General features: G+C 69.1%; 23 protein-coding genes. 21 read left to right on the forward strand and 2 right to left on the reverse strand.

Annotation, left to right across the window (positions count from 1 at the left end):
* Positions 1-145 precede the first annotated feature (145 nt).
* The 10 genes from murC to ACLQ2Q_RS03375 all read left to right on the forward strand — a co-directional run bounded on the left by murC (position 146) and on the right by ACLQ2Q_RS03375 (position 8,533).
* Positions 146-1,579, forward strand: coding sequence for a UDP-N-acetylmuramate--L-alanine ligase (murC, locus tag ACLQ2Q_RS03330; protein WP_425817914.1), 1,434 nt, complete (start codon positions 146-148; stop codon positions 1,577-1,579).
* A 2-nt stretch (positions 1,580-1,581) separates the two neighbouring features.
* A complete protein-coding gene (locus tag ACLQ2Q_RS03335) occupies positions 1,582-2,808 on the forward strand; it encodes an FtsQ-type POTRA domain-containing protein (protein ID WP_425817916.1) in 1,227 nt (408 codons plus the stop codon).
* A 171-nt stretch (positions 2,809-2,979) separates the two neighbouring features.
* Positions 2,980-4,137, forward strand: coding sequence for a cell division protein FtsZ (gene ftsZ / locus ACLQ2Q_RS03340; RefSeq protein WP_425817918.1), 1,158 nt, complete (start codon positions 2,980-2,982; stop codon positions 4,135-4,137).
* Between the two features lie 8 nt (positions 4,138-4,145).
* Complete coding sequence (locus tag ACLQ2Q_RS03345; protein WP_425817920.1) at positions 4,146-4,871, forward strand: YggS family pyridoxal phosphate-dependent enzyme; 726 nt, start codon at positions 4,146-4,148, stop codon at positions 4,869-4,871.
* A 32-nt stretch (positions 4,872-4,903) separates the two neighbouring features.
* Positions 4,904-5,368, forward strand: a complete 465-nt coding sequence (locus tag ACLQ2Q_RS03350) for a cell division protein SepF (RefSeq protein ID WP_425818613.1) — start codon at positions 4,904-4,906, stop codon at positions 5,366-5,368.
* A gap of 9 nt (positions 5,369-5,377) precedes the next feature.
* A complete protein-coding gene (locus ACLQ2Q_RS03355; protein ID WP_425817922.1) occupies positions 5,378-5,671 on the forward strand; it encodes a YggT family protein in 294 nt (97 codons plus the stop codon).
* A 111-nt stretch (positions 5,672-5,782) separates the two neighbouring features.
* A complete protein-coding gene (locus tag ACLQ2Q_RS03360; RefSeq protein ID WP_425817924.1) occupies positions 5,783-6,376 on the forward strand; it encodes a DivIVA domain-containing protein in 594 nt (197 codons plus the stop codon).
* 9 nt (positions 6,377-6,385) lie between these two features.
* The gene (gene lspA, locus ACLQ2Q_RS03365) at positions 6,386-6,973 is read left to right on the forward strand and encodes a signal peptidase II (protein WP_425817926.1); all 588 of its coding nucleotides are present in this window, start codon (positions 6,386-6,388) and stop codon (positions 6,971-6,973) included.
* A 1-nt stretch (position 6,974) separates the two neighbouring features.
* Positions 6,975-7,895, forward strand: a complete 921-nt coding sequence (locus ACLQ2Q_RS03370) for an RluA family pseudouridine synthase (protein WP_425817928.1) — start codon at positions 6,975-6,977, stop codon at positions 7,893-7,895.
* A 65-nt stretch (positions 7,896-7,960) separates the two neighbouring features.
* Positions 7,961-8,533, forward strand: a complete 573-nt coding sequence (locus ACLQ2Q_RS03375) for a GNAT family N-acetyltransferase (protein ID WP_425817930.1) — start codon at positions 7,961-7,963, stop codon at positions 8,531-8,533.
* 4 nt (positions 8,534-8,537) lie between these two features.
* Here the strand turns inward: ACLQ2Q_RS03375 and ACLQ2Q_RS03380 are convergent, their stop codons facing one another.
* Entirely contained in the window at positions 8,538-9,017 is a 480-nt protein-coding gene (locus tag ACLQ2Q_RS03380; protein WP_425817932.1) for an NUDIX hydrolase, read from the reverse strand.
* 95 nt (positions 9,018-9,112) lie between these two features.
* Here ACLQ2Q_RS03380 and ACLQ2Q_RS03385 point away from each other — a divergent pair, with 95 nt between their 5' ends.
* The 7 genes from ACLQ2Q_RS03385 to ACLQ2Q_RS03415 all read left to right on the forward strand — a co-directional run bounded on the left by ACLQ2Q_RS03385 (position 9,113) and on the right by ACLQ2Q_RS03415 (position 18,807).
* Positions 9,113-9,718, forward strand: a complete 606-nt coding sequence (locus tag ACLQ2Q_RS03385) for an RNA polymerase sigma factor (protein ID WP_425817934.1) — start codon at positions 9,113-9,115, stop codon at positions 9,716-9,718.
* Positions 9,693-10,817: a hypothetical protein gene (locus tag ACLQ2Q_RS03390; RefSeq protein WP_425817936.1), complete on the forward strand. Its 1,125-nt coding sequence runs from the start codon at positions 9,693-9,695 to the stop codon at positions 10,815-10,817. The genes ACLQ2Q_RS03385 and ACLQ2Q_RS03390 overlap by 26 nt, the downstream gene beginning before the upstream one ends.
* Before the next feature lie 185 nt (positions 10,818-11,002).
* Positions 11,003-14,515, forward strand: coding sequence for a DNA polymerase III subunit alpha (dnaE, locus tag ACLQ2Q_RS03395; protein ID WP_425817938.1), 3,513 nt, complete (start codon positions 11,003-11,005; stop codon positions 14,513-14,515).
* Positions 14,516-14,582: 67 nt separating this feature from the next.
* Entirely contained in the window at positions 14,583-15,692 is a 1,110-nt protein-coding gene (locus ACLQ2Q_RS03400; RefSeq protein WP_425817940.1) for a hypothetical protein, read from the forward strand.
* A 1-nt stretch (position 15,693) separates the two neighbouring features.
* Positions 15,694-16,998, forward strand: a complete 1,305-nt coding sequence (gene hisD, locus ACLQ2Q_RS03405) for a histidinol dehydrogenase (RefSeq protein WP_425817942.1) — start codon at positions 15,694-15,696, stop codon at positions 16,996-16,998.
* A gap of 89 nt (positions 16,999-17,087) precedes the next feature.
* Positions 17,088-17,537: a transcriptional regulator NrdR gene (gene nrdR, locus ACLQ2Q_RS03410; RefSeq protein ID WP_425817944.1), complete on the forward strand. Its 450-nt coding sequence runs from the start codon at positions 17,088-17,090 to the stop codon at positions 17,535-17,537.
* Between the two features lie 235 nt (positions 17,538-17,772).
* Positions 17,773-18,807 carry a quinone-dependent dihydroorotate dehydrogenase gene (locus ACLQ2Q_RS03415; RefSeq protein WP_425817946.1) on the forward strand — a complete coding sequence of 345 codons (1,035 nt, stop codon included), beginning with the start codon at positions 17,773-17,775 and terminating at the stop codon, positions 18,805-18,807.
* A gap of 248 nt (positions 18,808-19,055) precedes the next feature.
* Here ACLQ2Q_RS03415 and ACLQ2Q_RS03420 read toward each other — a convergent pair whose 3' ends face one another.
* The gene (locus ACLQ2Q_RS03420; RefSeq protein WP_425817948.1) at positions 19,056-19,622 is read right to left on the reverse strand and encodes a DUF3043 domain-containing protein; all 567 of its coding nucleotides are present in this window, start codon (positions 19,620-19,622) and stop codon (positions 19,056-19,058) included.
* A 47-nt stretch (positions 19,623-19,669) separates the two neighbouring features.
* Between ACLQ2Q_RS03420 and ACLQ2Q_RS03425 the strand changes: the two genes are divergently transcribed.
* The 4 genes from ACLQ2Q_RS03425 to ctaD all read left to right on the forward strand — a co-directional run bounded on the left by ACLQ2Q_RS03425 (position 19,670) and on the right by ctaD (position 24,352).
* A complete protein-coding gene (locus tag ACLQ2Q_RS03425) occupies positions 19,670-21,088 on the forward strand; it encodes a dipeptidase (RefSeq protein WP_425817950.1) in 1,419 nt (472 codons plus the stop codon).
* A 73-nt stretch (positions 21,089-21,161) separates the two neighbouring features.
* The gene (gene erpA, locus ACLQ2Q_RS03430; RefSeq protein WP_425817952.1) at positions 21,162-21,527 is read left to right on the forward strand and encodes an iron-sulfur cluster insertion protein ErpA; all 366 of its coding nucleotides are present in this window, start codon (positions 21,162-21,164) and stop codon (positions 21,525-21,527) included.
* 156 nt (positions 21,528-21,683) lie between these two features.
* On the forward strand, positions 21,684-22,586 hold the full coding sequence (coxB, locus tag ACLQ2Q_RS03435; protein ID WP_425817954.1) for a cytochrome c oxidase subunit II: 903 nt from the start codon (positions 21,684-21,686) through the stop codon (positions 22,584-22,586).
* Positions 22,587-22,588: 2 nt separating this feature from the next.
* Positions 22,589-24,352 carry a cytochrome c oxidase subunit I gene (gene ctaD, locus ACLQ2Q_RS03440; RefSeq protein WP_425817956.1) on the forward strand — a complete coding sequence of 588 codons (1,764 nt, stop codon included), beginning with the start codon at positions 22,589-22,591 and terminating at the stop codon, positions 24,350-24,352.
* The last annotated feature ends 1 nt before the right edge of the window (position 24,353 follow it).

Consider the following 24,353-nt stretch of genomic DNA (forward strand, 5'->3'; position numbering starts at 1 on the left):
CCACCGCTCACTCGGCGCCAACTGCGAGTGATGGGCCTGCGCACCCGCATATTGCGACGACTGAGCCGGGCCAGGGCGGGGAGCAGACGCCGCTCGGGCGCGCCGGGAGGGCCTTCCCCGGAGGCCAACTTAGGATTGACCCGTCATGATCTCACCCGATTTGAGCCTTCCCATCCCCGAGCACATCGGCGCCGCGCACTTCATCGGCATCGGCGGATCGGGCATGAGCGGCCTCGCCCGCATGTTCCTCGCCGCCGGCATCCCGGTCTCCGGATCCGACCGCGCCGACAGCGCAGCGCTGCGCGACCTCGAGCAGCGGGGCGCCACGGTCTACGTCGGGCACGATGCCGCACACCTCGGCGACGCCGACACGGTGATCCACACGGGCGCCATCTGGCCCCAGAATCCGGAGTTCGTCACGGCCAAGCAGCGGGGGATGCCCGTCATCCACCGTTCGCAGGCCCTGTACTGGCTCATCGGCGGGCGCCGGCTCGTGTCGGTCGCCGGGGCGCACGGCAAGACCACCTCCACGGGAATGATCGTCACGGCTCTCCGGGCGCTCGGGGCCGACCCGAACTTCGTGAACGGCGGAGTCATCGCGCAGCTCGGCGCATCGAGCGGCACCGGGGCCGATGACCTCTTCGTCGTCGAGGCCGACGAATCGGACGGCACATTCCTGCTCTATGACACCTCGGTGGCGCTCGTCACCAACATCGACGCCGACCACCTCGACCACTACGGCTCGGCGGAGGCCTTCGACGACGCCTTCGCGCGGTTCGCCGACAAGGCACGCGAGGCCGTGGTCATCTCGGCGGATGACCCGGGCGCCGTACGCGTCGCGGAAGGGCTGTCCCACCAGCAGGTCCTGACCTTCGGCGAGGCGGAACGGGCGCAGGTGCGCGTCACCGACATCCGAACGGACGGACCGGTCGCCTTCACGATCACGCACGACGGCGAGTCGGTCGCCGCTCGCCTCGCGATTCCCGGCGCGCACAACGCCATCAACGCGGCCGGGGCCGTGGCGGTCCTGAGAACGCTCGGCTACGACCTGGCGCCCGCCGTCCGCGCGGTGGAGGGCTTCGAGGGCACGGTGCGCCGCTTCGAGCTGCACGGAGTCGAGCGGGGGGTCAGCGTCTTCGACGACTATGCGCACCACCCCACCGAGGTCGCGGCGGCGCTCGCGGCGGCACGAACGGTCGTGGGGGACGGGCGCATCATCGCCGTGCACCAGCCGCACACCTATTCCCGCACGCAGCACATGTTCCGCGAGTTCGCCGAGGTGCTCGAGTCGCACGCCGATCACACGATCGTGCTCGACGTCTACGGCGCCCGGGAAGACCCCATACCCGGCGTGACGGGCGAACTCGTCTCCGGTGCCTTCGCCGACCCGGCCCACGTGCATTTCGTGTCGGACTGGCAGGATGCGGCCGACTACACCGCGGGGGTCGCCCGCGACGGCGACTACGTCATCACGCTCGGCTGCGGCAACGTCTACCAGATCATCCCGCAGGTGCTGGGGGCCCTCGAGCGCACGGCGCCCGTGACTCGGGCTTCGGCATCGCGCGGTACGGGGGACTAGGGATGCGGCGGCCGACGCCTCTTCCGGTCCCGGCGCGAAAGGCGCCGGAGCCGGCGGCGGAAGCGCCGTCGAGAGAGGCGACCGGATCCGTCGCGGTCCGGGCGCGGAACGAGGCCTTCGAGCCGCTCCCGGTCATCGAGCCGAATCCGGTCACGGACGCGACCGGGGTCGATGAGCCCGTGCGCGTGGCCGATCCCGACCGTGTCTCCGCACCCGTGGTGGTGCACGACCCCACCGCGCGTACCGAACCGATCCCGGTGGTGGGGTCCGCAGCTGTGGTGAGGTCCGCGGCCGTGGTGGCGACGGAACCCGCGGGGGCGACGGGCACATTGCTGCCGATGCAGACAGTGGTGCCGGCGGGAACGGTGTCCTCGCCCGGTGCCCCGAGCGAGCCTTCGGTCACCACCGAGACGCCGGCGCGCCCCGGAGCGTCGCCGAGCGCCACGCCCGACCCGGAACCCGATCAGGTGCGGCTCCGTGACGTCTGGCGCGCCAGCCGGGCCAGACGCAAGGCGCTGCGCGCCGAGGTGCGCCGCTTCACCGTGCGCGCACGCCGCCGGCGTGCCGTCTGGATCGGGGCCGCGGCATCCCTGCTCCTGCTGGTGCTCGGATCGCTCGGCGCGGCCTACAGCCCCCTCTTCGCGGTCGAGCGGATCCGTATCCTCGGGGCCGAGCAGCTCGACACTGCGGCCGTCGAGGCGGCGCTCGCCGACGAGGTCGGCACGCCGCTGCCCCTCGTCGACGCGAGCGCGGTGAAAGCAGCGCTGCTCGCGTTCCCCCTCATCGAGACGTACACGCTCGAAGCCCGCCCCCCGCACGACCTCGTCGTGCGCGTCGTGGAGCGCACGCCGATCGGAGCAGTGGCGTCCGCGGCCGGCTTCACCGTGGTGGATGCCGCGGGCGTCGCCCTCTCCACGACCGCCGCGGCCCCCGCGGGCCGGCCGCTGATCACCGCGCGCGGCGGAGTGAAATCCGACGCGTTCTCGGCGGTCGGGCTGGTAATGCGCTCACTTCCCGACCAGATCCGCGGGCAGGTCACCGCGGTGGCGGCCACGTCGCCGGACGACGTCACTCTGACGCTCGGAGGCACCGACACGCAGGTCGTCTGGGGCAGCGCCGAGGAGTCGGCGATGAAGTCCGTCGTGCTGCAGACCACGATGGCGGCCCGCCCCCCGGCCGATGTCAGTGTCTACGACGTGTCCTCCCCCACGGCCGTCGTCGTGCGCTGACCAGCGCCACACGACATTCCGCTCCAGAATGTGCGACACGCCCGCCGTGTTCCCGGCCGTGGCGAGGCATCCGCTTAGCGTCTGTCTTAGGAATTGCATACCGAGCAATTCTTTACACCTCTAGTAGAGGTTGAAGGTTTTGAACCAGGTTCAGGACAGACGGAGGCCGGCATGAGCCAGAACCAGAACTATCTCGCGGTGATCAAGGTCGTCGGCGTCGGCGGCGGCGGCGTCAACGCCGTGAACCGCATGATCGAACTCGGCCTCCGCGGCGTCGAGTTCATCGCCATCAACACCGACGCGCAGGCGCTGCTGATGAGCGACGCCGACGTCAAGCTCGACGTCGGCCGCGAGCTCACACGCGGGCTGGGCGCGGGCGCCGACCCCGAGGTCGGGCGTCGAGCCGCCGAGGACCACGCGGAGGAGATCGAGGAGGCCCTCGCCGGCGCCGACATGGTGTTCGTGACGGCCGGCGAAGGCGGTGGCACGGGCACCGGCGGAGCTCCGGTGGTCGCCCGCATCGCGAAGTCGATCGGCGCCCTGACCATCGGTGTCGTGACGCGCCCGTTCTCCTTCGAGGGACGCCGCCGTCAGAGCCAGGCCGACGCGGGCGTCAGCAAGCTGAAGGAAGAGGTCGACACCCTCATCGTCGTGCCGAACGACCGCCTGCTCGAGATCAGCGATCGCGGCATCTCGATGATCGAGGCGTTCGCCACGGCCGACCAGGTGCTGCTCGCCGGTGTGCAGGGCATCACCGACCTCATCACCACGCCCGGTCTCATCAACCTGGACTTCGCCGACGTGAAGTCGGTCATGCAGGGTGCCGGATCGGCGCTCATGGGCATCGGGTCCGCTCGTGGCGCCGACAGGGCGATAAAGGCGGCGGAGCTCGCCGTCGAATCGCCCCTGCTCGAGGCGAGCATCGAGGGCGCCCATGGCGTGCTGCTCTCGATCCAGGGCGGGTCCAACCTCGGCATCTTCGAGATCAACGACGCGGCGCAGCTCGTCAAGGAGGCGGCGCACCCCGAGGCGAACATCATCTTCGGAACGGTGATCGACGACACCCTCGGCGACGAGGTGCGGGTGACGGTCATCGCGGCCGGCTTCGACAGCGGCGAGCCCACCGTGCGGCTCGACGCTCCGCTCGCGGCCACCCGTCCTGCGCCGGCGCTGCCCGCGCCCGTTGAGGAGGTCGCCGAGGTGCGGAGCGAGGTGCGCGAGAAGGTCTCGGTCGGTGCCGCCTCTTCGTCCCCGGTGCTGCCGGAGACCAGCAGCTACGACTCGGCCTTCGGTGACGACGACCTCGACATCCCCGACTTCCTGAAGTAGCGGGACACGTGGATGAGGCTGAGGAGCCACGCAGCCTCGAAGCGCGGCGCACCGGCGAGCTCGAAGAGCGGCTCGCAGGTGTCGACGCACGGATCGCCGAGGCGGCCCGGGCGGTGGGCCGGGATCCCGGCGAGCTGACCCGGATCGTGGTCTCGAAGTTCCACCCGGCGGAGCTGGTGCGCGAGCTCCACGCCCTCGGGGTGCGCGACTTCGGGGAGAACCGGCAGCAGGAGTTCACGGCGAAGGCAGCGGAGGTCGGTGCGCTGCACGGCATCCGCTGGCACTTCATCGGCCAGGCGCAGACGAACAAGGCACGATCGATCCGGAAGGCGGCGACCGCGGTGCACTCCCTCGATCGAGCACGCCTCGCCGACGCCCTCGATGCGGCGGCGGAGGGGGGACCGACCCTCGATGTGCTGCTTCAGGTGAACCTCACGGACGACGCGGACCGCGGAGGCGTCGCACCCGCCGAGATCGAGTCTCTGGCCGAGCACGTCGCCGGCTGCGACACCCTCGCGCTGCGCGGCGTGATGGGCGTGGCGCCGCTCGATGAACCTGCACCGGCGGCGTTCGAGCGACTGCGCGGATACGCCGACCGCGTGCGGTCGATCGTGCCGCAGGCCACCTGGATCTCGGCGGGAATGACAGCCGATTTCGCCGACGCGATCGCGTTCGGTGCGACACACCTAAGGATCGGGTCCGCAATCACGGGCCCACGACCGGCACGGGGTTAATCTCAATGAAGACGAGCAACACGGAGGATGCGATGTCGAACCCGCTCAAGAAGACCATGGTGTACCTGGGCCTCGCCGATGAGGAGGAAGCCTACGAAGAGGCGCCTCAGCCGGCTGCGCGTGGTACTCGCGAGAGCTCGCGCGACGTCGAGGCCAAGGCGCCCGTCACTCCGCTGCGCCGCCCCGCCGTGGTGCGCCAGCCGATCGTGGGCGCCGTCAGCGAGATCCTCACCGTGCACCCGAAGCAGTATCGCGACGCGCAGGTGATCGCTGAGAACTTCCGCGAGGGCATCCCCGTGATCATCAACCTGTCGCAGATGAGCGATGCCGATGCTCGCCGCCTGATCGACTTCGCAAGCGGGCTGTCGCTGGGCCTGTACGGACGCATCGAACGCGTCACCAGCAAGGTCTTCCTGCTGTCGCCGGAGAACGTGGCGGTCTCGGGTGACGGTGCGATCGCGCAGGCGGATGCCGAGTCCGCCTCGTTCGCACCGTAGGGTAGGGGTGTGCTCCAGCTCGTCTTCGGGATCCTCAACGCGCTGCTGCTGCTCTACATCTTCGTGCTGTTCGGACGGCTGATCCTCGAGTACATCCCGATCTTCAACAGGGAGTGGCGCCCGAAGGGCGGATTCCTCGTCATCGCCGAAGTGATCTACACGATCACCGACCCGCCGATCAAGTTCTTCCGTCGTTTCATCCCCCCGCTGCGGGTCGGCGCCATCGCCATCGACTTCGCCTTCGCGCTGACGATGCTGCTGTGTTTCATCCTGCTCGCGGTCACCAGATCGCTCGCCGGCTGACCCTTCGACACGCTCCGCGACCGCCGACTATGCTTGCTAGAGCGTTGCCGTCCTGGCGAGAAACTGCCTGACTCTGGCCAGCGTCCCGAACTCATCGAAAGAGGAGCCACCATGGCATTGACCCCAGATGACGTCGTCACCAAACAGTTCCAGCACGTCCGGTTCAAGGAGGGCTTCGACCCGGACGAGGTCGACGACTTCCTGGACGAGATCGTCGTCGAATGGCGCAAGACGATCGCGGAGAACGAAGAGCTGAAGGCCAAGCTCGCCCAGTACGAGTCGGGCGAGACCCCCCAGCCCGTCGCCGCGGCTCCCGACGAAGAGGCCAAGCCCGAGCCCGTCGCCGAGACGCCCCGTGTCGCCGATGGCACGCCTCCCGTCGCCGCCAGTGCCGGCATCATCGAGCTCGCCCAGCGGCTGCACGACGAGCACGTCGCCGAGGGCAAGGCCCAGCGCGATCAGCTCATCTCGGACGCGCAGTCCGAGGCCGCCCGCATCCTCTCCGAGGCGGAGCAGAAGCAGCGCGAGCAGCTCGACAGCCTCGAACGCGAGCGCGGTGTGCTCGAGTCCCGCATCACCGAGCTCCGCCAGTTCGAGCGCGACTACCGCGCACAGCTGCGCAGCTACATCGAAGGCAAGCTCCGCGACCTCGAGACCACGGCGGCCTCGTCGGGTTCGACTCCGGTCTCTGCCATCGGCCTCTAGGCCGGGCCTTTGACCCGCCGAGCCCCCCTGAGAACGGCGGCGGCCGGCACCATCATCGCGATCCTCGCGGCGCTGGTGCTGGCCGCCGATCAGTTCACCAAGTACCTCGCTATCGAGAACCTGCCGCCGGAGGAACCGGTGCCGGTGATCGGCGAATTCCTCGTCTTCTACCTGGTTCGAAACCCCGGCGCCGCCTTCTCGCTCGGCGAAGGGATCACCTGGATCTTCACCATCGCCCTCGCCGCGGTGGCGGTGGGGATCGTGTGGCTCATCACGCGCGTGCACTCGAGGCTCTGGGCCGTCGTGCTCGGCCTGCTGCTGGGCGGTGTGCTGGGCAATCTGACCGATCGTCTGCTCCGCACCCCCGGCTTCGCCGTCGGCCACGTCGTCGACTTCATCTCCACTCCGTGGATGATGCCCGCGATCTACAACATCGCCGACATCTTCATCGTCACGTGCATGATCGCCGTGGCGCTGCTCGTCCTGTTCGGCATCCGCCTCGACGGCACGCGCGAGCGTCGCGAGCGCGCGGCCGAGAGCGAACCGGATGCCGCGGGCGATGCCCCGGCCGGCACGGACGAACCCTCGAAGGCCTGACGTGGAGACGAGGAGCATGCCCGTCCCCGATGGGCTGGACGGAGTGCGCGTCGACGCCGGACTCGCGAAGATGCTCGGATTCTCGCGGACGTTCGCGGCGGAGGTCGCCGAGGCCGGCGGCGTCGTCCTGGACGGCGGGGTGCTGGGAAAATCCGACCGGCTGCACGCGGGAGCGTGGCTCGAGGTGTCGTGGCGGGCCCGCGACGAGCCGACCATCGTCCCCGTGGTGGTGGATGACCTCGGCATCGTCTACGACGACGACGAGATCGTGGTGGTCGACAAGCCGAGCGGGGTCGCGGCGCACCCCTCCGTCGGCTGGGAAGGACCGACCGTCCTCGGTGCCCTCGCCGGCGCCGGATTCCGCATCGCGACGACCGGTGCCGCCGAGCGCCAGGGCGTCGTGCATCGCCTCGATGTGGGCACGAGCGGCCTCATGGTCGTGGCCAAGACGGAGCGTGCGTACACCGTGTTGAAACGGGCCTTCAAGGAGCGCGAGGTGGAGAAGATCTACCACGCCGTCGTGCAGGGGCATCCGGACCCGCTCGCCGGGACGATCGATGCGCCCATCGGCCGGCATCCGACCCACTCGTGGAAGTTCGCGGTCACACCGACCGGCAAGGACTCCGTGACCCACTACGAGACCCTCGAGGCGTTCCGGGGCGCCGCCCTGCTGGAGATCCACCTCGAGACGGGGCGAACCCACCAGATCCGGGTGCACATGGCGGCCCATCGGCATCCCTGCGTGGGCGACCCCCTCTATGGCGGCGACCCGATCCTCGCCGCGCGACTGGGACTGACGCGGCAATGGCTGCACGCCCGCCAGCTCTCCTTCGACCATCCGGCGACCGGCGACCGGGTCACGTTCTCATCGCCGTACCCGGCGGATCTCGCGCACGCGCTCGAGGTGCTGCGCGCCGACTGAGCGCGCGGCAGTCGATCGGGATCCGGCGTTGCCGGGTGTCGGTGGGGCGCGGCATCCTGGACCGCATGACGATCACGGTGCGGCCCGCGACGGTCTTCGACGACGTGAAGGCGATGGTGGGGCCGAAGAACCCCGAGTCGAACGTCTGCTGGTGCCTGAGCTACCGCATCCCCGCGAAGCTGAACGGGGAGCTGCGCGGTCCGCAGCGCGGGGAGTTCGTTCGTGCGCTGTGCGCCGAGACCCCCGCGCCGGGAGTGCTGGCGTACGACGGCGACGAGGTCGCCGGGTGGGCGGCCGTGGCGCCGCGGGCGAACACGAATTTCGCGCGCAACCGCAAGATCCCGCACGTGGACGACCTCGAGGCATGGTCGCTGTGGTGCATCCGGACACGTCCGGGTCATCGAGGGCAGGGGATCTCCCACGCCCTCATCGAAGGAGCCGTGCAGTTCGCGAAGGCGAACGGCGCCCCCGTGATCGAGGGCTACCCGGTAGACAACCAGGGCAGAAAAGTCGACCAGACGATGGCCTACGTCGGCACGAGGTCGATGTTCGAGAAAGCGGGGTTCGAAAAGGCAGCCGATACGGATTCGGTGTCCGGAGGCATACCGCGCGTGGTGATGCGCCTGGATCTGCGCTGACCGCTCAGCGCGGACGGCCGCCGTCGAACCGGGCCGGGTCGTCCTCGGCGAGCGCGAGCGCGATGTTGCGCACATGCTCGGGGGTCGTGTCGCCCAACTCCTCGAGCCCGCGCCACGACACCTCGGTGAGCTCGCCATCGGCCGGATGCGGATCGCCCGCCACCCATTCGCACCGGAACACGAGATCGAGATAGTCCACCTGATCGCCGTTCGGGTAGGTCATGCGGGGGAGCGCGCGCACGAGCGCCAGGCGGGTCACGCGCACGTCGACCCCCGCTTCCTCCACGCATTCACGCACGGCCGCATCCGCCGGCTGCTCGCCGGGGTCGACGATGCCGGACACGCACTCCAGGTGCCCGTTGTCGGCGCGCCGTCCGAGCAGCACCTTCTCGTCGCGGAACACCACCGCGGTGACGCCCACCAGGGGGAGGGGAGCGGTGCCGATGGAGCGGCGCAGCTCGAGAACGAAGTCAGGGGTCGCCATGAGGCAAGCCTACGAGGAGGCATCTCGTGCCCGGCGCGCGAGCGTGGGACGATGCAGAATGTGAACCGGATGCGCCGAAATCGGCAATCCTTAACGTGAGCGCAGACAGCGAGATCATACGACGGTCGATCGATGTCCCGTCCGCCTTCGCCGAGCTTTTCGAGCGACACGCGAAGGTCATCGGCGCGTTCGCCGCACGGCGAGTCGGGTCCGACGCCGCCCAGGACATCCTGAGCGAGACGTTCCTGGTCGCCTTCCGCCGACGGCGTGATTTCGACCCCTCGTGGGACTCCGCGAAGCCGTGGCTGCTGGGCATCGCGACCCGGCTCATCGGAAAGCACCGGGGCAAGGAGGCGGCGCAGTGGAGGGCATTCGAGGCCTCCGCGGGAGGCGCCGAGACGTGGTCCGACGGCGCCATCGACGCGCTCGTGAAGCGAACGGATGCCGCGGCGGCTCTTCGGGCGCTCGCCCCCCGGATCGCGGCCCTCACGGCGCGCGACCGCGACACTCTGCTGCTCTACGCCTGGGGCGATCTCACCTATGAGCAGATCGCGGTGGCTCAGGGGATCCCCGTCGGCACGGTGCGCTCCCGACTGAATCGGGTCCGCCGCAAGCTGTCGCCGCCGGACATCAAGCCGGATCACCGTCAACCATGGACCAAGGAGGAGGAAGCCAATGGACGCCTTGGATCGCGTGCGTGAGATCGGCGCAGACGCCGAGCTCACGGAAGAGCAGCTGGCCTCCGCGCTTCAGAAGGTGCGACGCGGTCTGCTGCCGGACCCGGCGCCGCGCAGACGCGCCCGGCTGTGGATCGGGATCGGCGGACTCGTGGCAGCGGGAGCCGCGACGACGGCGGTCGCCATCGCCCTCTCCGCACCACCCGCCGCGGTGATCGAGGCGGTCACACCGCCACCGGCCGCCCCGGACGTGACGGTCACGACCGAGCCCGAGCCCGAGCCGACGACGACGCCCACCCCGGCGCCGACGATCCCACCGGTGTCGGCCGCCTCCGTGCTCGAAGGGGCCGCCGCGCTGGCCACGACCTCCGCCGGGTCCGCGATCGCCGACGACGGGTACCTGCGCATCGATCACCGCACGGAACAGCTCGTCCTCTATGCCGCCGATGCCCCGAACTCGCCCTACAACGCATCCCGCGAGAGCGCGACGGCGGCCTGGGTGGTGGCCGGGACCTACTCGACCTATATCCCCGCCGATCGCTCAGGCGAATGGGTGAGGGTGTTCCAGCCCGAGAAGCAGCTCCTGTCGCTCTACGGGACGGACGCCGAGCCCCTCGCCGCGGACTGGCTGGCGATGACGCTCAAGGAGGTCATCGTGAACCGCTACCAGGGCGGCCTCGGCGACCCGGGCGATGAGACCTACCCGGCGTACGGGTCGGATGCGTACTTCGCACAGATGCCCCGCGATCCCCAGGCGCTCATCGACTGGAATCGGGCGCGGCTGATCGCCGGCAACGTCCAGGACCTGGACGAGGGCGTCGTGACCGTGCTCACTCAGGATCTCGAGCTCAATGCCGCACCGCCCGACTTGCGCGCCGCGATGTTCCGCGCACTCGCGCTCGCACCGGGGGTCGAGATCCAGTCGGTCGACGGCGATCTCACCACGATCGCGTTCCACTACGACTCCTACGAACCGCGGATGGGCACCATGACCATCGACACCCGTACGGGGCTTGTCGCGGAGAGCACGAGCACGTGGCTGCCAGGACCAGGGATCGTGCCCGAGTCGGTGCCCGGGCACCGGATGACGACGACGATCACCGTGGTCGACTCCGCGCCCTAGCGGTCATCCCTGCGCTCGCGTCCCGGGTCGCGCGCGCACAACGGCGGGGATTCTCCTCGACACGCCGGTGGTGGATGCCCCCACCCGGCGTGTCGCCAAGAATCCCCGCCGTTGTGCACGACTCCGGGCGGCGGCCGCGGCGTGCGCTGGGGCGGGTCGTCGGACCTCGACCGTAGACTCGATCCGTGGCATCCGACTCCTTCGTTCACCTGCACGTGCACAGCGAGTACTCGATGCTCGACGGGGCGGCACGGGTCAAGCCGCTGATCGAAGAGGCCTCGAAGCAGGGCATGCCGGCGATCGCCGTGACAGACCACGGCAACACGTTCGGCGCCTTCGACTTCTACAAGACCGCGACCGACACGGGCATCAAGCCGATCATCGGCATGGAGGCCTACGTCACCCCCGGCACGCACCGGGCCGACAAGGCCCGCGTGCGCTGGGGCAGCCCCGACCAGAACGACGACGACGTCTCGGGCTCCGGCGCCTACACCCATATGACCCTGCTCGCCGAGAGCAACGAGGGCCTGCACAACCTCTTCCGGATGTCGTCGTACGCGTCGCTCGAGGGCTACTACTTCAAGCCACGGCTCGACCGCGAGCTGCTGCAGACCTACTCGAAGGGCGTCATCGCCACGACCGGCTGCGTCGGCGGCGAGGTGCAGACCCGCCTACGGCTCGGTCAGTACGACGCGGCAAAGGCCGCCGCCGCGGAGTTCCGCGACATCTTCGGCAAGGACAATTTCTACGCCGAGGTCATGGACCACGGCATCGACATCGAGCGCCGCACGATGAACGACCTGATGCGCCTCGCGAAGGAGCTCGACCTTCCGCTCGTCGCGACGAACGACCTGCACTACACGCACCAGCACGACGCGAAGAGCCACGCGGCGCTGCTCTGCGTCCAGTCGGGCTCGACTCTCGATGACCCCAAGCGCTTCAAGTTCGAGGGGGAGGAGTTCTACCTCAAGACCCCTGCGCAGATGCGCCAGATCTTCCGCGACAACCCCGAGGCCTGTGACAACACCCTCGCGATCGCCGAGCGCGTCGACATCCGCTTCGACACCAGCGCGAACTACATGCCCCGCTATCCGGTCCCGGCCGGCGAGACGGAGCAGAGCTGGTTCGTCAAGGAGGTCGAGCGCGGCCTGCACGCGCGGTATCCCGCCGGCATCCCGACCGCGGCGCGCGAGCGAGCCGACTTCGAGACCGACGTGATCGTGCAGATGGGCTTCCCCGGCTACTTCCTCGTCGTCGCGGACTTCATCAACTGGGCGAAGGAGAACGGCATCCGGGTCGGACCCGGCCGCGGATCGGGCGCAGGCTCGATGGCGGCCTACGCCATGCGGATCACCGACCTCGACCCCCTGCAGCACGGACTGCTGTTCGAGCGGTTCCTCAACCCGGACCGCGTCTCGATGCCCGACTTCGACATCGACTTCGATGACCGTCGCCGCGGCGAGGTCATCCAGTACGTCACGGAGAAGTACGGCGACGAGCGCGTCGCGCAGATCGTCACCTACGGCACGATCAAGGCGAAGCAGGCGCTGAAAGACGCGAGCCGGGTGCTCGGCTTCCCGTTCGGCATGGGGGAGCGGCTGACGAAGGCGATGCCCCCGGCCGTGATGGGCAAGGACATGCCGCTGGAGGGAATGTTCGATCCGCAGCATCCGCGGTACAAGGAGGCCAGCGAGTTCCGGGCGCTGATCGACACGGATCCCGAGGCGAAGACGGTCTTCGACACGGCCGTCGGCCTCGAGAACCTGAAGCGCCAGTGGGGCGTCCACGCCGCCGGTGTGATCATGTCGAGCGAACCCCTGATCGACATCATCCCGATCATGAAGCGCGAGCAGGACGGCCAGATCGTCACGCAGTTCGACTACCCCGCGTGCGAGTCGCTCGGCCTGATCAAGATGGACTTCCTGGGGCTCCGCAACCTCACGATCATCGATGACGCCCTCGACAACATCCGTGCCAACCGCGACGAAGAGCTCGTGCTCGAAGACCTCGCGCTCGATGACGCCGCGTCGTACGAGCTTCTCGCCCGGGGCGACACGCTCGGGGTCTTCCAGCTCGACGGCGGGCCGATGCGCAGCCTCCTGCGCCTGATGAAGCCCGACAACTTCGAGGACATCTCGGCCGTCCTCGCCCTGTACCGCCCGGGGCCCATGGGCGTGAACTCGCACACGAACTACGCGCTGCGCAAGAACGGGCTGCAGGAGATCGAGCCGATCCACCCCGAGCTCGCCGAGCCGCTGTCGGACGTGCTCGACACGACGTACGGCCTCATCGTCTACCAGGAGCAGGTGATGGCGGCGGCGCAGAAGCTCGCCGGCTTCACGCTCGGCCAGGCGGACATCCTGCGTCGCGCCATGGGCAAGAAGAAGAAGTCCGAGCTCGACAAGCAGCAGGCCGACTTCTTCGGCGGCATGACGACCAACGGCTACAGCCCGCAGGCGCAGGAGGCGCTCTGGAAGGTGCTCGAGTCGTTCGCGGACTACGCCTTCAACAAGGCGCACACGGCCGCCTACGGCCTCATCGCCTACTGGACGGCCTACCTGAAGGCGCACTACCCGGCCGAGTACATGGCGGCGCTGCTGACCAGCGTCGGCGACGCGAAGGACAAGCTCGCCGTCTATCTCAACGAGTGCCGCCGCATGGGCATCAGGGTGCTCCCGCCGGATGTCGCGCAGTCGATCAAGTACTTCGCCGCGGTCGGCGACGACATCCGGTTCGGTCTCGGAGCCGTCCGCAACGTCGGCTCCAACGTCGTCGAGGGAATCGTCGCCTCGCGCGGCGACGACGGCTTCGTGTCGTTCCACGATTTCCTCACCAAGGTGCCTACGCATGTCGCGAACAAGCGCACGGTGGAGTCGCTGATCAAGGCGGGAGCGTTCGACTCCCTCGGTGCCACACGGCGCGCGCTCATGGAGATCCACGAGGATGCCACCGAGCAGGCGGTGCTCGACAAGCGCCGCGAGGCCAATGGCGAGGTCGGCTTCGATTTCGACAGCCTCTGGGACGAGCCCACGCAGACGACGAAGGTGCCGGATCGACCCGAGTGGACGAAGAAGGACAAGCTCGCGTTCGAGCGCGAGATGCTCGGCCTCTACGTCTCGGATCACCCGCTGGCGGGGCTCGAGGTGCCGTTGGCGAAGCACGCGTCGACGTCGATCCACGACCTGCTGACCTCCGACGACCTGCAGGACGGCGATCAGGTCACGATCGCCGGCCTGATCACCAGCGTGCAGCACCGGGTGGCCAAATCGAGCGGCAACCCGTACGGCATGATCACGGTCGAGGACTTCAACGGCGAGATCACGGTCATGTTCATGGGGAAGACCTACGTCGAGTTCCAGCCGCTCCTGCAGTCCGACGCCATCCTGGTGGTGCGGGGACGCGTCTCTCGGCGCGACGACGGCATGAATCTGCACGCCCAGTCCGCCTTCACCCCGGACATCGGGTCGATGGATGCCTCCGGCCCGCTCACGCTGGTCATCGCCGAGCACCGCGCGACCGAGCCGGCCATGCTCGAGCTGGCGGCCGTGCTGCACCGCCACGAAGGCACCACCGAGGTCTCCATCAAGCTGCACAAGGGCGGAACCGCGAAGCTGTTCGAGCTGCCGCATCCGGTTCGCGTCACGGCCGACCTGTTCGGTGACCTCAAATCACTGCTCGGCCCGAACTGCCTCGGCTGAAGAACAGGCGAGCCCCCTCGGGGCGCCGAGAAGCGCCGAGTAGTATCGGGGACGCAAGACGAGCTCGATGGAAGGGAAGATCGTGACGGATGAGGACGCAGGACGCACCGCCGATGGTTCGGAGACCCCGATCGCAGAGGTGGAGGATTCGTCCGCGCAGTACGGCGTGGGGCCCTTCACGATCCGGGAGCTGGCGATCCTCGTCGCGTGGGCCCTCGCCTTCATCGTGTCGTTCTTCTCCTTGAGCACCGTGCGCTTCGAATCCGTCTGGACCTCCGGCATCCTCTGGATCCTGACGATCGGCGTGCCGACCGTCGCCGTCTTCCTTCTCGTGCTCCGGCGTTTCTCGCCCCAGGGCATCCGCCGAGTCGGCTCGCTGGGCATCGACCAGTTCGCCTCCGTCGCGTTCTCGGTCGCGGCCGTGCTGTGGCTGCAGCTGCTCTGGGAGACGATCGCCTTCGTCGTGGACGGTGGTCCGTGGCTCCGCGGCTGGGTCGTGTGGGTCGAGCTCGCCCTCATGTTCGCGCTCGTCGTGCTCACGGTGTTCGCTACCTTCATCGAGCCGCTCAGCGAAGACTTCCGCGGGCGTCCCGAGGTCGTCGCGCACCGCAACGCGCGCCCCGTCCGCAAGGTTGTGCCCCGTCCCCGCCCGGTGCGTCCGGAGCCGGAGCCGGAGCCTCAGGCGCGGCCCGAGGCGGTCGAGGGCGATGCAGTGGCGGCGGCACCCGAGGGCTACCGCACCCCGACGGACGGTGACCGCGTCGTGGCCGTCCCCTTCGAGCAGTCCGCACAGGGTGACACCGGGGCACACGCCGTCACGGGCACCGCGGTCGCGACCGGCGCGACCGGCGGCGCCTCAGGCACAACGGGCGGCTACGGGACGGACTCGCCCGTCTTCTCGGCCGCCGAGCCGGTTGCGAGCGAGGACTCCACCCACACGCGCGCCTTCGACCAGCAGCAGGCGCACGCCTCCGCGGCCGCCCCGTCGAACCAGGCATTCTGGGCCCTCGTGCCCGAGGAGCGCGACGTCGTCGACGAGCGGGACATCCCGATCTTCCGGATCGGACCGACCGCCTGGGCTCTCGTCATCGAGGACCGCGGCGAGACCTTCGTCGTGCGGCACGACGACGGCCGCATCGGCTACCTGCACGACGTGTCCGGTGTGACACGCGGCTGACATGAGGACCATCGATCTCCGCGGTCGCACACTCTCGACCGCGGAACTTCTCGCCGCCGTGCCGAGGGCGACGGCGGCACGCGCGACCGCGGTCGCCACGGCCTCCGAGATCGTCGAGGACGTGCGGATCCGTGGCGAGGAGTCGCTGCGCGAGCAGGCCGAGCGATTCGACGGGGTGACCGGCCACGCCTTGCGCGTACCCCAGGATCACATCGACGAAGCGGTCGCCGGGCTCGAACCCGCGGTGCGCGCAGCGCTCGACGAGGCCATCCGGCGGGTGCGCGTCGCCTCCGCGGCGCAGGTGCCGGCGGCATCCACGACACAGCTCGCGCCCGGCGCATCCGTAACCCAGCGCTGGCAGCCGGTCTCGCGGGTCGGGGTCTACGTTCCGGGCGGCAAGGCGGTGTACCCCTCGAGCGTCGTGATGAACGTCGTGCCCGCGCAGGTCGCCGGGGTGTCGAGTGTCGCGCTCGCGTCGCCCGCTCAGCGCTCCGACGACGGACGCGTGCACCCGACGATCCTCGCCGCCGCCGGGCTGCTCGGTGTGGACGAGGTCTACGCCATGGGCGGTGCCGGCGCGATCGGCGCGCTCGCGCACGGGGTGGCATCGCTCGGTCTCGAACCGGTGGATGTGGTGAGCGGTCCTGGTAACAACTTCGTCGCCGCGGCGAAGCGCGCGGTCGCGGGCGTCGTCGGAACGGACTCCGAGGCGGGCGCGACCGAGATCCTGATCGTCGCGGACGATTCGGCGGATGCGCGCCTCGTCGCCGTCGACCTCGTGAGCCAGGCGGAGCACGACGAACAGGCGTCCGCCGTGCTCGTGACGACATCGCCCCGGCTCGCGGGGCTCGTGGCCGAGGAGGTCGAGCTGTTCGCGGCATCCACTCGCCACAGCGAGCGCGTGGGTGTCGCCCTTGCGGGTCCGCAGTCCGCGATCGTGCTCGTCGACGACCTCGAGGCCGCCGCCGCGTTCAGCAACGCCTATGCGCCGGAGCACCTCGAGCTGCACATCCGGGATGCCGCGGCCTCCGCATCCGCCTACGTCAATGCGGGGGCCGTCTTCGTCGGCCGGGATTCGCCCGTCAGCCTCGGCGACTACCTCGCGGGCAGCAACCACGTGCTGCCGACCGGCGGACAGGCGCGGTACGCCTCCGGGCTCGGGGCCTTCACCTTCCTGCGCCCGCAACAGGTCATCGAGTACGACCGCGAGGCGCTTCGTCAGGTCAGCGACGGCATCGTCGCCCTCGCCGAGGCGGAGGCCCTCCCCGCGCACGGGGAGGCCGTGGCGGCCCGATTCGCCGAGTAGTCGACAGGCGAGGGCCGCGCCCGCCGTGGAGGCGATGCGGGCGACGACGCCGTCTCTCGCAAAGGCGGATGGCGTAGTCTGTCCTGGCCATGCACTGCCCCTTCTGCCGCCATCCCGACTCGCGTGTCATCGACTCCCGCACGAGCGATGACGGTCTCTCGATCCGCCGCCGCCGGCAGTGCCCGGAGTGCGGTGGGCGATTCTCGACCATCGAGACGGCGCATCTCAACGTCATCAAGCGCTCCGGCGTCATCGAGCCGTTCAGCCGCGAGAAGGTCATGTCGGGCGTGCGAAAGGCCTGTCAGGGGCGGCCCGTCACCGAGGCCGATCTCGCCGTCCTCGCCCAGAAGGTCGAAGAGGCGGTGCGCCAGACCGGATCCTCGCAGGTCGACACGAACGAGATCGGGCTCGCGATCCTCGGGCCCCTCCGCGAGCTCGACGAGGTCGCCTACCTCCGGTTCGCGAGCGTCTACCAGGCCTTCGAGTCGCTCGAAGACTTCGAGGCGTCGATCCGGGACCTGCGCGCCGACCACGCCTGAGCGGTCCCGGAGGCATGGACCGGGCATGTTCCGTTCGAGCGGGTAGCGCGCGCGTCCGCGGCGCGCCCATTCGGGTGGGAATGTGCCCGCTGGGGCAGGGCTCCTCACTGACCGGGGCATGCCCGGTCGATGAGCGTGTGCCCGGCCGTGGAGGCTGACCGAGGCGGTGCTGGAGCCGGTGCCGCAACCGGTGCCGCAGCCGGTGCCGGCTGGTGGCGCCGGTAGCCTGGATTTGATGTATCCCTTCTTCTTCCGCACCGTTCTGTCCCGCCTGGACCCGGAGTTCGCCCACCATGCGGGCATGGCGGTGATCCGGGTGCTCGGCGTGTGGCCCTTCGCGCCGATCACGCGCGCGCTGGCGAAGCCCTCGCCCTCGCTGACGACCTCCGCGCTCGGGCTGACCTTCGACTCGCCGTTCGGCGTGGCCGCGGGCTTCGACAAGAACGTGCTCGGCGTTCGGGGACTGGGCGCCCTGGGTTTCGGTCATGTCGAGGTCGGCACCGTCACGGCGATCGCGCAGGAGGGGAACCCCCGGCCACGCCTCTTCCGGCTCGTGCAGGACCGCGCCGTCATCAACCGCATGGGGTTCAACAACCGGGGCGCCGAGGCGGCCGCGCCGCGCCTGCGGAGACTGCGACGCCGTCGCCCGCGCACGATCGTCGGCGTCAACATCGGCAAGAGCCGGGTGGTGGATGTCGAGGATGCGACCGCCGACTACGTCCGCAGCGCCCGGCTGCTGGCCCCGCTCGCGGACTACCTCGCCGTCAACGTGTCCTCGCCGAACACCCCGGGACTGCGGGGTCTGCAGGCCGTTGAGACGCTCGCCCCGCTGCTCGAGGCGGTCCGGGACGCCGCCGGCTCCACGCCGATGCTGGTCAAGATCGCGCCGGACCTCCCGGACGAGGAGGTCGAAGCCATCGCCCGCCTCGCCGTGCAGCTCGGCCTCGCCGGACTCATCGCGACGAACACCACGATCTCCCGCGAGGGCCTGCTGACCGATCCGGACGTCGTGGCGGCCGCCGGAGCGGGAGGGCTCTCCGGAGCTCCGCTGAGGGGACGGGCGCTCGAGGTGCTGCGGATCGTCCGCGCGGCGGTTCCCGAGGACTTCTGCGTCATCTCGGTCGGAGGGGTGGAGACGGCGGCCGACGTGCGAGAGCGCCTGGATGCCGGTGCCACCCTCGTGCAGGGCTACACAGCGTTCCTGTACCGGGGACCGCTCTGGGCGCGGCAGATCAACCGCGGTCTCGCCGCGGCATCCATCGCGCGCTGACGCCCGCCCTCGCTCGTCGCTAAGTGAGGGTGTTGCCCGCGCGCACCCGCACTTTGCGCCGAGGCAGGTGCAGCGTGGTTTCCTCACTGGTCGCTACGTGTGGGTGTCGCTGCCGCGTACCCGCACTTCGCGCCGAGTGAGCGACAGGACGTGTGCTCGCTCGGCGCGTTCTGTGGGTGTCACCCCCTTGCACCCGCAGTGTGCGTCGAGTGAGGGGTCGCGCGCGCCGCGGCAAGAGCAGGCGCCGCCTACGCGGGGTGCTGGCCGCGCTTGACCTGGGGCTTCGGGAGGCGCATGAAGCGCATCTGCATCGACCGCATGGCGGCGTACCAGCCGAGCCCCTTCTCGCGCCGATCGGCGCCGAACTTGTCGCCGATCTTCTTCTTGACCCGCATCGACAGGATGATCATGTCGCCGACGACGAAGAGGATGAAGATCCAGAGGCCGACGAAGGACCAGTACTGGAAGAACGCCACCGGGATGAACGTGGCGATGATCACGAGCACCATCATCGGCATGACGAACTCGCCGAGGTGCCACCCGGAGTCCACGAAGTCACGCACGTACTTGCGCTGCGGGCCCTTGTCGCGCGCGGGCAGGTACCGCTCGTCGCCGGCGGCCATGCCCAGGCGCGCCTTGTCACGGGACGCGGCCAGCTCTGCGCGTGCTCGCGACTTCGCCTCCTTGGTGTCGGCGACGAGGGGGCGCTTTCGCGCGGCCTCCTGCTCGGCACGGGTCGGCGTCGCGCGGCCCTTGCCGCCGCCACTCGTGTCGGCGTACTCGTCTGCGGGGACGGCAGCTGGTGTCTTGGCCACGGCGGAACCTCTGAGTCTCGATAGGGAAGCCCCTTAAGATTACTCGCATGACTTCAGTGCAGCACTCAGAGAACGCTCAACCCGCGATCGAGGGTGCGGTGCGCGAAGCGGCGACCGCCGGCATCCCGACCGCGCTCGCCGATCTGGGTGCGCTGGTGCGCATCCCGTCCATCGCGTGGCCCGCCTTCGAGCAGAGCCATGTGAGCCGGAGCGCCGAGGCGGTCGCGGCCCTCGCGGAGGGCACCGGCGTCTTCGACAGCGTCCGGGTGCTCGACGCCGCGATCCCCGGCACGGACGAACGGGGCCGGCCGGCGGTGCTCGCGACCCGGGCGGCGCGGAACGGCCGCCCGACCGTGCTGCTCTATGCGCACCACGACGTCCAGCCGACCGGGGACGACGCGCTGTGGGAGTCGCCGCCGTTCGAGCCGACCGTTCGGGGGGGCCGCCTCTACGGCCGCGGCGCCGCGGATGACAAGGCCGGCATCATGGCGCACATCGCATCGCTGCGAGCGATCCGGGAAGTCGCGGGGGATGACCTCGACCTCGGCATCGCGATGTTCATCGAGGGCGAAGAGGAGTACGGGTCCCGCTCGTTCGGGCAGTTCCTCGCAGACAACCGCGACGCGCTCCGCTCCGATGTCATCGTGGTCGCGGACTCGGGCAACTGGGATTCCGAGACGCCGGCCCTGACCGTCACCCTTCGAGGCAACGCGCGCTTCACTCTCACTGTCCGCACGCTCGACCACGCGTCGCACTCCGGGATGTTCGGGGGAGCGGTGCCGGATGCCATGCTCGCGACGATCAAGCTTCTCGCCACGCTGTGGGACGACGAAGGGGCGGTGGCGGTCGAAGGCATGACGACGCGGGACGCGGAGACCCCCGAGTACACCGAGCAGACCCTCCGCGACGAGGCCGGCCTGCTCCCCGGCGTGAGCCCGATCGGCACGGGGACGATCCTCAGCCGCATCTGGAACAAGCCCTCGATCACCGTCACCGGCATCGACCACACCACTGTGGCGGCGGCATCCAACACTCTCGCTCCCCAGATCTCCGTGGTGGTCAGCGCCCGCGTGGCGCCTGGTCAGGATGCGGAGCAGGCGTACGCGGCGCTCGAGGCGCACCTGCGCGCGCATGCCCCGTTCGGAGCCGAACTCACCTTCAGCGACGTGGACTGCGGGGACGGCTTCCTCGTCGACACCAGCGGGTGGGCGGTGGATGCCGCGCACGACGCGATGCGCGATGGCTACGGGGTGGATCCGGTGGATGTCGGCGTCGGCGGATCGATCCCGTTCATCGCCGACCTGGTCCGCGAGTTCCCCGGCGCCCAGATCCTGGTCACCGGGGTGGAGGACCCGCAGTCGCGGGCGCACAGCCCCAACGAGTCGCTGCACCTCGACACGTTCCGGCACGCCGTGCTCACCGAGGCGCTGCTGCTCGCGCGCCTCAACGCGCGAACCGCGCCGTAGAGCGCCGGGCGCCGAAGGCGCGCGGTAGAATCAGATGAACGGCCGCACCGTGGCCCGGACCCCGAGGAGAGTCATGACCGACACGACCCTTGCCGTCGACGAGACCACGCGCGCTCACGGCGTCAGCCTCACCGACGCGGCGGCCGCCAAGGTGAAGAGCCTGCTCGAGCAGGAGGGCCGCGACGACCTCCGTCTTCGCGTTGCCGTCCAGCCCGGCGGATGCTCCGGCCTGATCTACCAGCTGTACTTCGACGAGCGGTACCTGGATGGCGATGAGACGGTCGACTTCGACGGCGTCGAGGTCATCGTCGACAACATGAGCGTCCCGTACCTCGACGGTGCGGCGATCGACTTCAAGGACACGATCTCGGAGCAGGGCTTCACGATCGACAACCCCAATGCGGCCGGCAGCTGCGCCTGCGGCGACAGCTTCCACTGACCGATGCCGCACCCCGGTCCCCGAGCGCTTCCAGAGGCTCGCGGGGCCCTCTCGATGACGGCTCCAGCTGCTCCGGAACCTGGGCGCCTGGCCCGAATCCGGTGTGAGGTTGCCCTAGACTTGCGAGAGTCCCATCCGCGTCCCGAAAGGTGCATCGTGCCCCCGAAACGTCGCCTCCGCTGGGCCGCCATCCCCGTCGGGATCGCTGCGGCCATCGCCCTCGCAGGGTGCACGACGCAGGAGCTCAACGGCTACCTTCCCGGTTTCGAGGAGAGCGGACAGCCGGCCACGAACCGCACCGAGATGGTGTCGGGCCTGTGGGTCAACTCGTGGATCGTGCTGCTGATCGTGGGGGCGGTGACGTGGGGCCTGATGCTGTGGGCGATGATCGCCTACCGTCGGCGCAGGGGTCAGGTCGGCCTGCCGGTGCAGCTGCGCTACAACATGCCCATCGAGATCTTCTACACCGTCGTGCCGCTCATCCTCGTGCTGGGCTTCTTCGCTTTCACTGCGCGCGACCAGACGATCCTCGAGACGCAGTACGAAGACCCCGATGTGTCGATCATCGCGATCGGCAAGCAGTGGGCGTGGGACTTCCAGTACAACGGCGAAGAGGAAGACGGCTCCGACGCCGTCTGGACGCAGGGCGTCCAGGCCGTGCCGGACGCCAACGGCAAGATCGACCAGGCCGAGCTCCCGACGCTCGTGCTTCCCGTCGACAAGTCGGTGAAGATCCTGCTGCAGTCCCGCGACGTCATCCACTCCTTCTGGATCATCGACTTCCTCTACAAGAAGGACATGTACATCGGGCGCGACAACTACTGGTCGTTCACGCCGACCCGCGAGGGCACGTACGCCGGGAAGTGCGCCGAACTGTGCGGCGAGTACCACTCGGCCATGCTCTTCAACGTCGAGGTCGTCAGCGAGGGCGAGTACGAGGACTACCTCGACACGCTGCGCGAAGAGGGCAACACGGGCTCGATCAACGACGAGTACGACCGTCTGGGCAACTATCCCGGCACCGGCGCCGAGTCCGAAGACCAACTGGAGGATGACTGATCATGGCGACGACTCTTCCGCTGCAGGAAGGCGCGCCCGTGCGCCCGACGACCATGCCTCCGCGGCAGGCGGCTCTCCTCAGCGCCTCACGCGTTGAGCAGAAGGGCAACATCGTCGTCAAGTGGATCACCTCCACTGACCACAAGACGATCGGGTACATGTACCTGATCGCGTCGGTGCTGTTCTTCATGCTCGGCGGCGTCATGGCGCTGATCATCCGCGCCGAGCTCTTCGCCCCCGGCATGCAGGTGGTGCCGACGAAGGACCAGTACAACCAGCTGTTCACGATGCACGGCACGATCATGCTGCTGATGTTCGCGACGCCGCTGTTCGCCGGCTTCGCCAACGCCATCCTTCCGCTCCAGCTGGGCGCACCGGACGTCGCGTTCCCCCGGCTGAACGCCTTCGCGTTCTGGCTGTTCCTGTTCGGCTCGACCATCGCGGTCTCCGGCTTCCTGTCTCCGGATGGAGCGGCATCCTTCGGATGGTTCGCGTACCAGCCGTTGGCGAGTCAGACCTTCTCGCCAGGTGTCGGCGGCAATCTGTGGATGCTCGGCCTCGGCATGAGCGGTTTCGGCACGATCCTCGGTGCGGTGAACTTCGTCACGACGATCATCACGATGCGGGCCCCGGGCATGACGATGTGGCGGATGCCGATCTTCTCCTGGAACACGCTGGTCACGAGCCTGCTCGTGCTGATGGCGTTCCCGGTGCTCGCGGCCGCCATCCTCGCCGCCGCCGCGGACCGGGTGCTGGGAGCACACATCTACGACCCGCTGAACGGTGGTGTGCTGCTGTGGCAGCACCTGTTCTGGTTCTTCGGGCACCCCGAGGTGTACATCATCGCGCTGCCGTTCTTCGGCATCATCTCCGAGGTGCTGCCGGTGTTCTCCCGGAAGCCGATCTTCGGGTACAAGACCCTCGTCTACGCCACGATCGCGATCGCAGCGCTGTCGGTGGCGGTCTGGGCGCACCACATGTACGTCACCGGAGCCGTGCTGCTGCCGTTCTTCGCCCTGATGACCATGCTGATCGCGGTGCCCACCGGGGTGAAGATCTTCAACTGGATCGGCACCATGTGGCGGGGATCGGTGACCTTCGAATCCCCGATGCTCTTCGCTCTCGGCTTCCTGATCTCGTTCGTGTTCGGCGGACTGACCGGTATCATCCTGGCGTCGCCGCCGCTCGACTTCCACCTCTCCGACTCGTACTTCGTGGTCGCGCACTTCCACTATGTCGTGTTCGGCACAGTGGTGTTCGCAATGTTCGCCGGCTTCTACTTCTGGTGGCCGAAGTGGACGGGGCGGATGCTGAACGAGCGCCTGGCGGTGGTGCACTTCTGGATGCTGTTCATCGGGTTCCACATGACCTTCCTGATCCAGCACTGGCTGGGGGTGGACGGCATGCCGCGTCGGTACGCCGACTACTCCGACCAGGACGGGTTCACGTGGGGCAACCAGGTCTCCACTGTCGGCGCGATGCTCCTCGGCCTGTCCATGCTGCCGTTCCTGCTCAACGTGTGGCTGACGGCCCGCAAGGCGCCTCGGGTCACGGTGAACGACCCCTGGGGCTATGGCGCGTCGCTCGAGTGGGCGACGTCGTGCCCTCCGCCGCGGCACAACTTCACCTCGATCCCGCGCATCCGCAGCGAGCGCCCCGCGTTCGACCTCAACCACCCGGAAGCGGGCCTGCCCGTCGGCGTCGGACCCGCGAAGGACGCCCCCGATGCTCCGGTTGTGGATCTCGACCAGGAGAGGGTGAAGTAGC

This window comes from Microbacterium sp. DT81.1, from assembly GCF_049844955.1.
Classification (GTDB): Bacteria; Actinomycetota; Actinomycetes; order Actinomycetales; family Microbacteriaceae; genus Microbacterium.

Excerpts from the sequence above, each read along its gene's own strand:
- murC (WP_425817914.1), top strand. The coding sequence starts at position 146 with ATGATCTCACCCGATTTGAGCCTTCCCATCCCCGAGCACATCGGCGCC.
- ACLQ2Q_RS03335 (WP_425817916.1), top strand. The coding sequence starts at position 1,582 with ATGCGGCGGCCGACGCCTCTTCCGGTCCCGGCGCGAAAGGCGCCGGAG.
- ftsZ (WP_425817918.1), top strand. The coding sequence starts at position 2,980 with ATGAGCCAGAACCAGAACTATCTCGCGGTGATCAAGGTCGTCGGCGTC.
- ACLQ2Q_RS03350 (WP_425818613.1), top strand. The coding sequence starts at position 4,904 with ATGTCGAACCCGCTCAAGAAGACCATGGTGTACCTGGGCCTCGCCGAT.
- ACLQ2Q_RS03360 (WP_425817924.1), top strand. The coding sequence starts at position 5,783 with ATGGCATTGACCCCAGATGACGTCGTCACCAAACAGTTCCAGCACGTC.
- ACLQ2Q_RS03375 (WP_425817930.1), top strand. The coding sequence starts at position 7,961 with ATGACGATCACGGTGCGGCCCGCGACGGTCTTCGACGACGTGAAGGCG.
- ACLQ2Q_RS03380 (WP_425817932.1), bottom strand. The coding sequence starts at position 9,017 with ATGGCGACCCCTGACTTCGTTCTCGAGCTGCGCCGCTCCATCGGCACC.
- ACLQ2Q_RS03390 (WP_425817936.1), top strand. The coding sequence starts at position 9,693 with ATGGACGCCTTGGATCGCGTGCGTGAGATCGGCGCAGACGCCGAGCTC.
- ACLQ2Q_RS03400 (WP_425817940.1), top strand. The coding sequence starts at position 14,583 with ATGGAAGGGAAGATCGTGACGGATGAGGACGCAGGACGCACCGCCGAT.
- hisD (WP_425817942.1), top strand. The coding sequence starts at position 15,694 with ATGAGGACCATCGATCTCCGCGGTCGCACACTCTCGACCGCGGAACTT.
- nrdR (WP_425817944.1), top strand. The coding sequence starts at position 17,088 with ATGCACTGCCCCTTCTGCCGCCATCCCGACTCGCGTGTCATCGACTCC.
- ACLQ2Q_RS03415 (WP_425817946.1), top strand. The coding sequence starts at position 17,773 with ATGTATCCCTTCTTCTTCCGCACCGTTCTGTCCCGCCTGGACCCGGAG.
- ACLQ2Q_RS03425 (WP_425817950.1), top strand. The coding sequence starts at position 19,670 with ATGACTTCAGTGCAGCACTCAGAGAACGCTCAACCCGCGATCGAGGGT.
- erpA (WP_425817952.1), top strand. The coding sequence starts at position 21,162 with ATGACCGACACGACCCTTGCCGTCGACGAGACCACGCGCGCTCACGGC.
- ctaD (WP_425817956.1), top strand. The coding sequence starts at position 22,589 with ATGGCGACGACTCTTCCGCTGCAGGAAGGCGCGCCCGTGCGCCCGACG.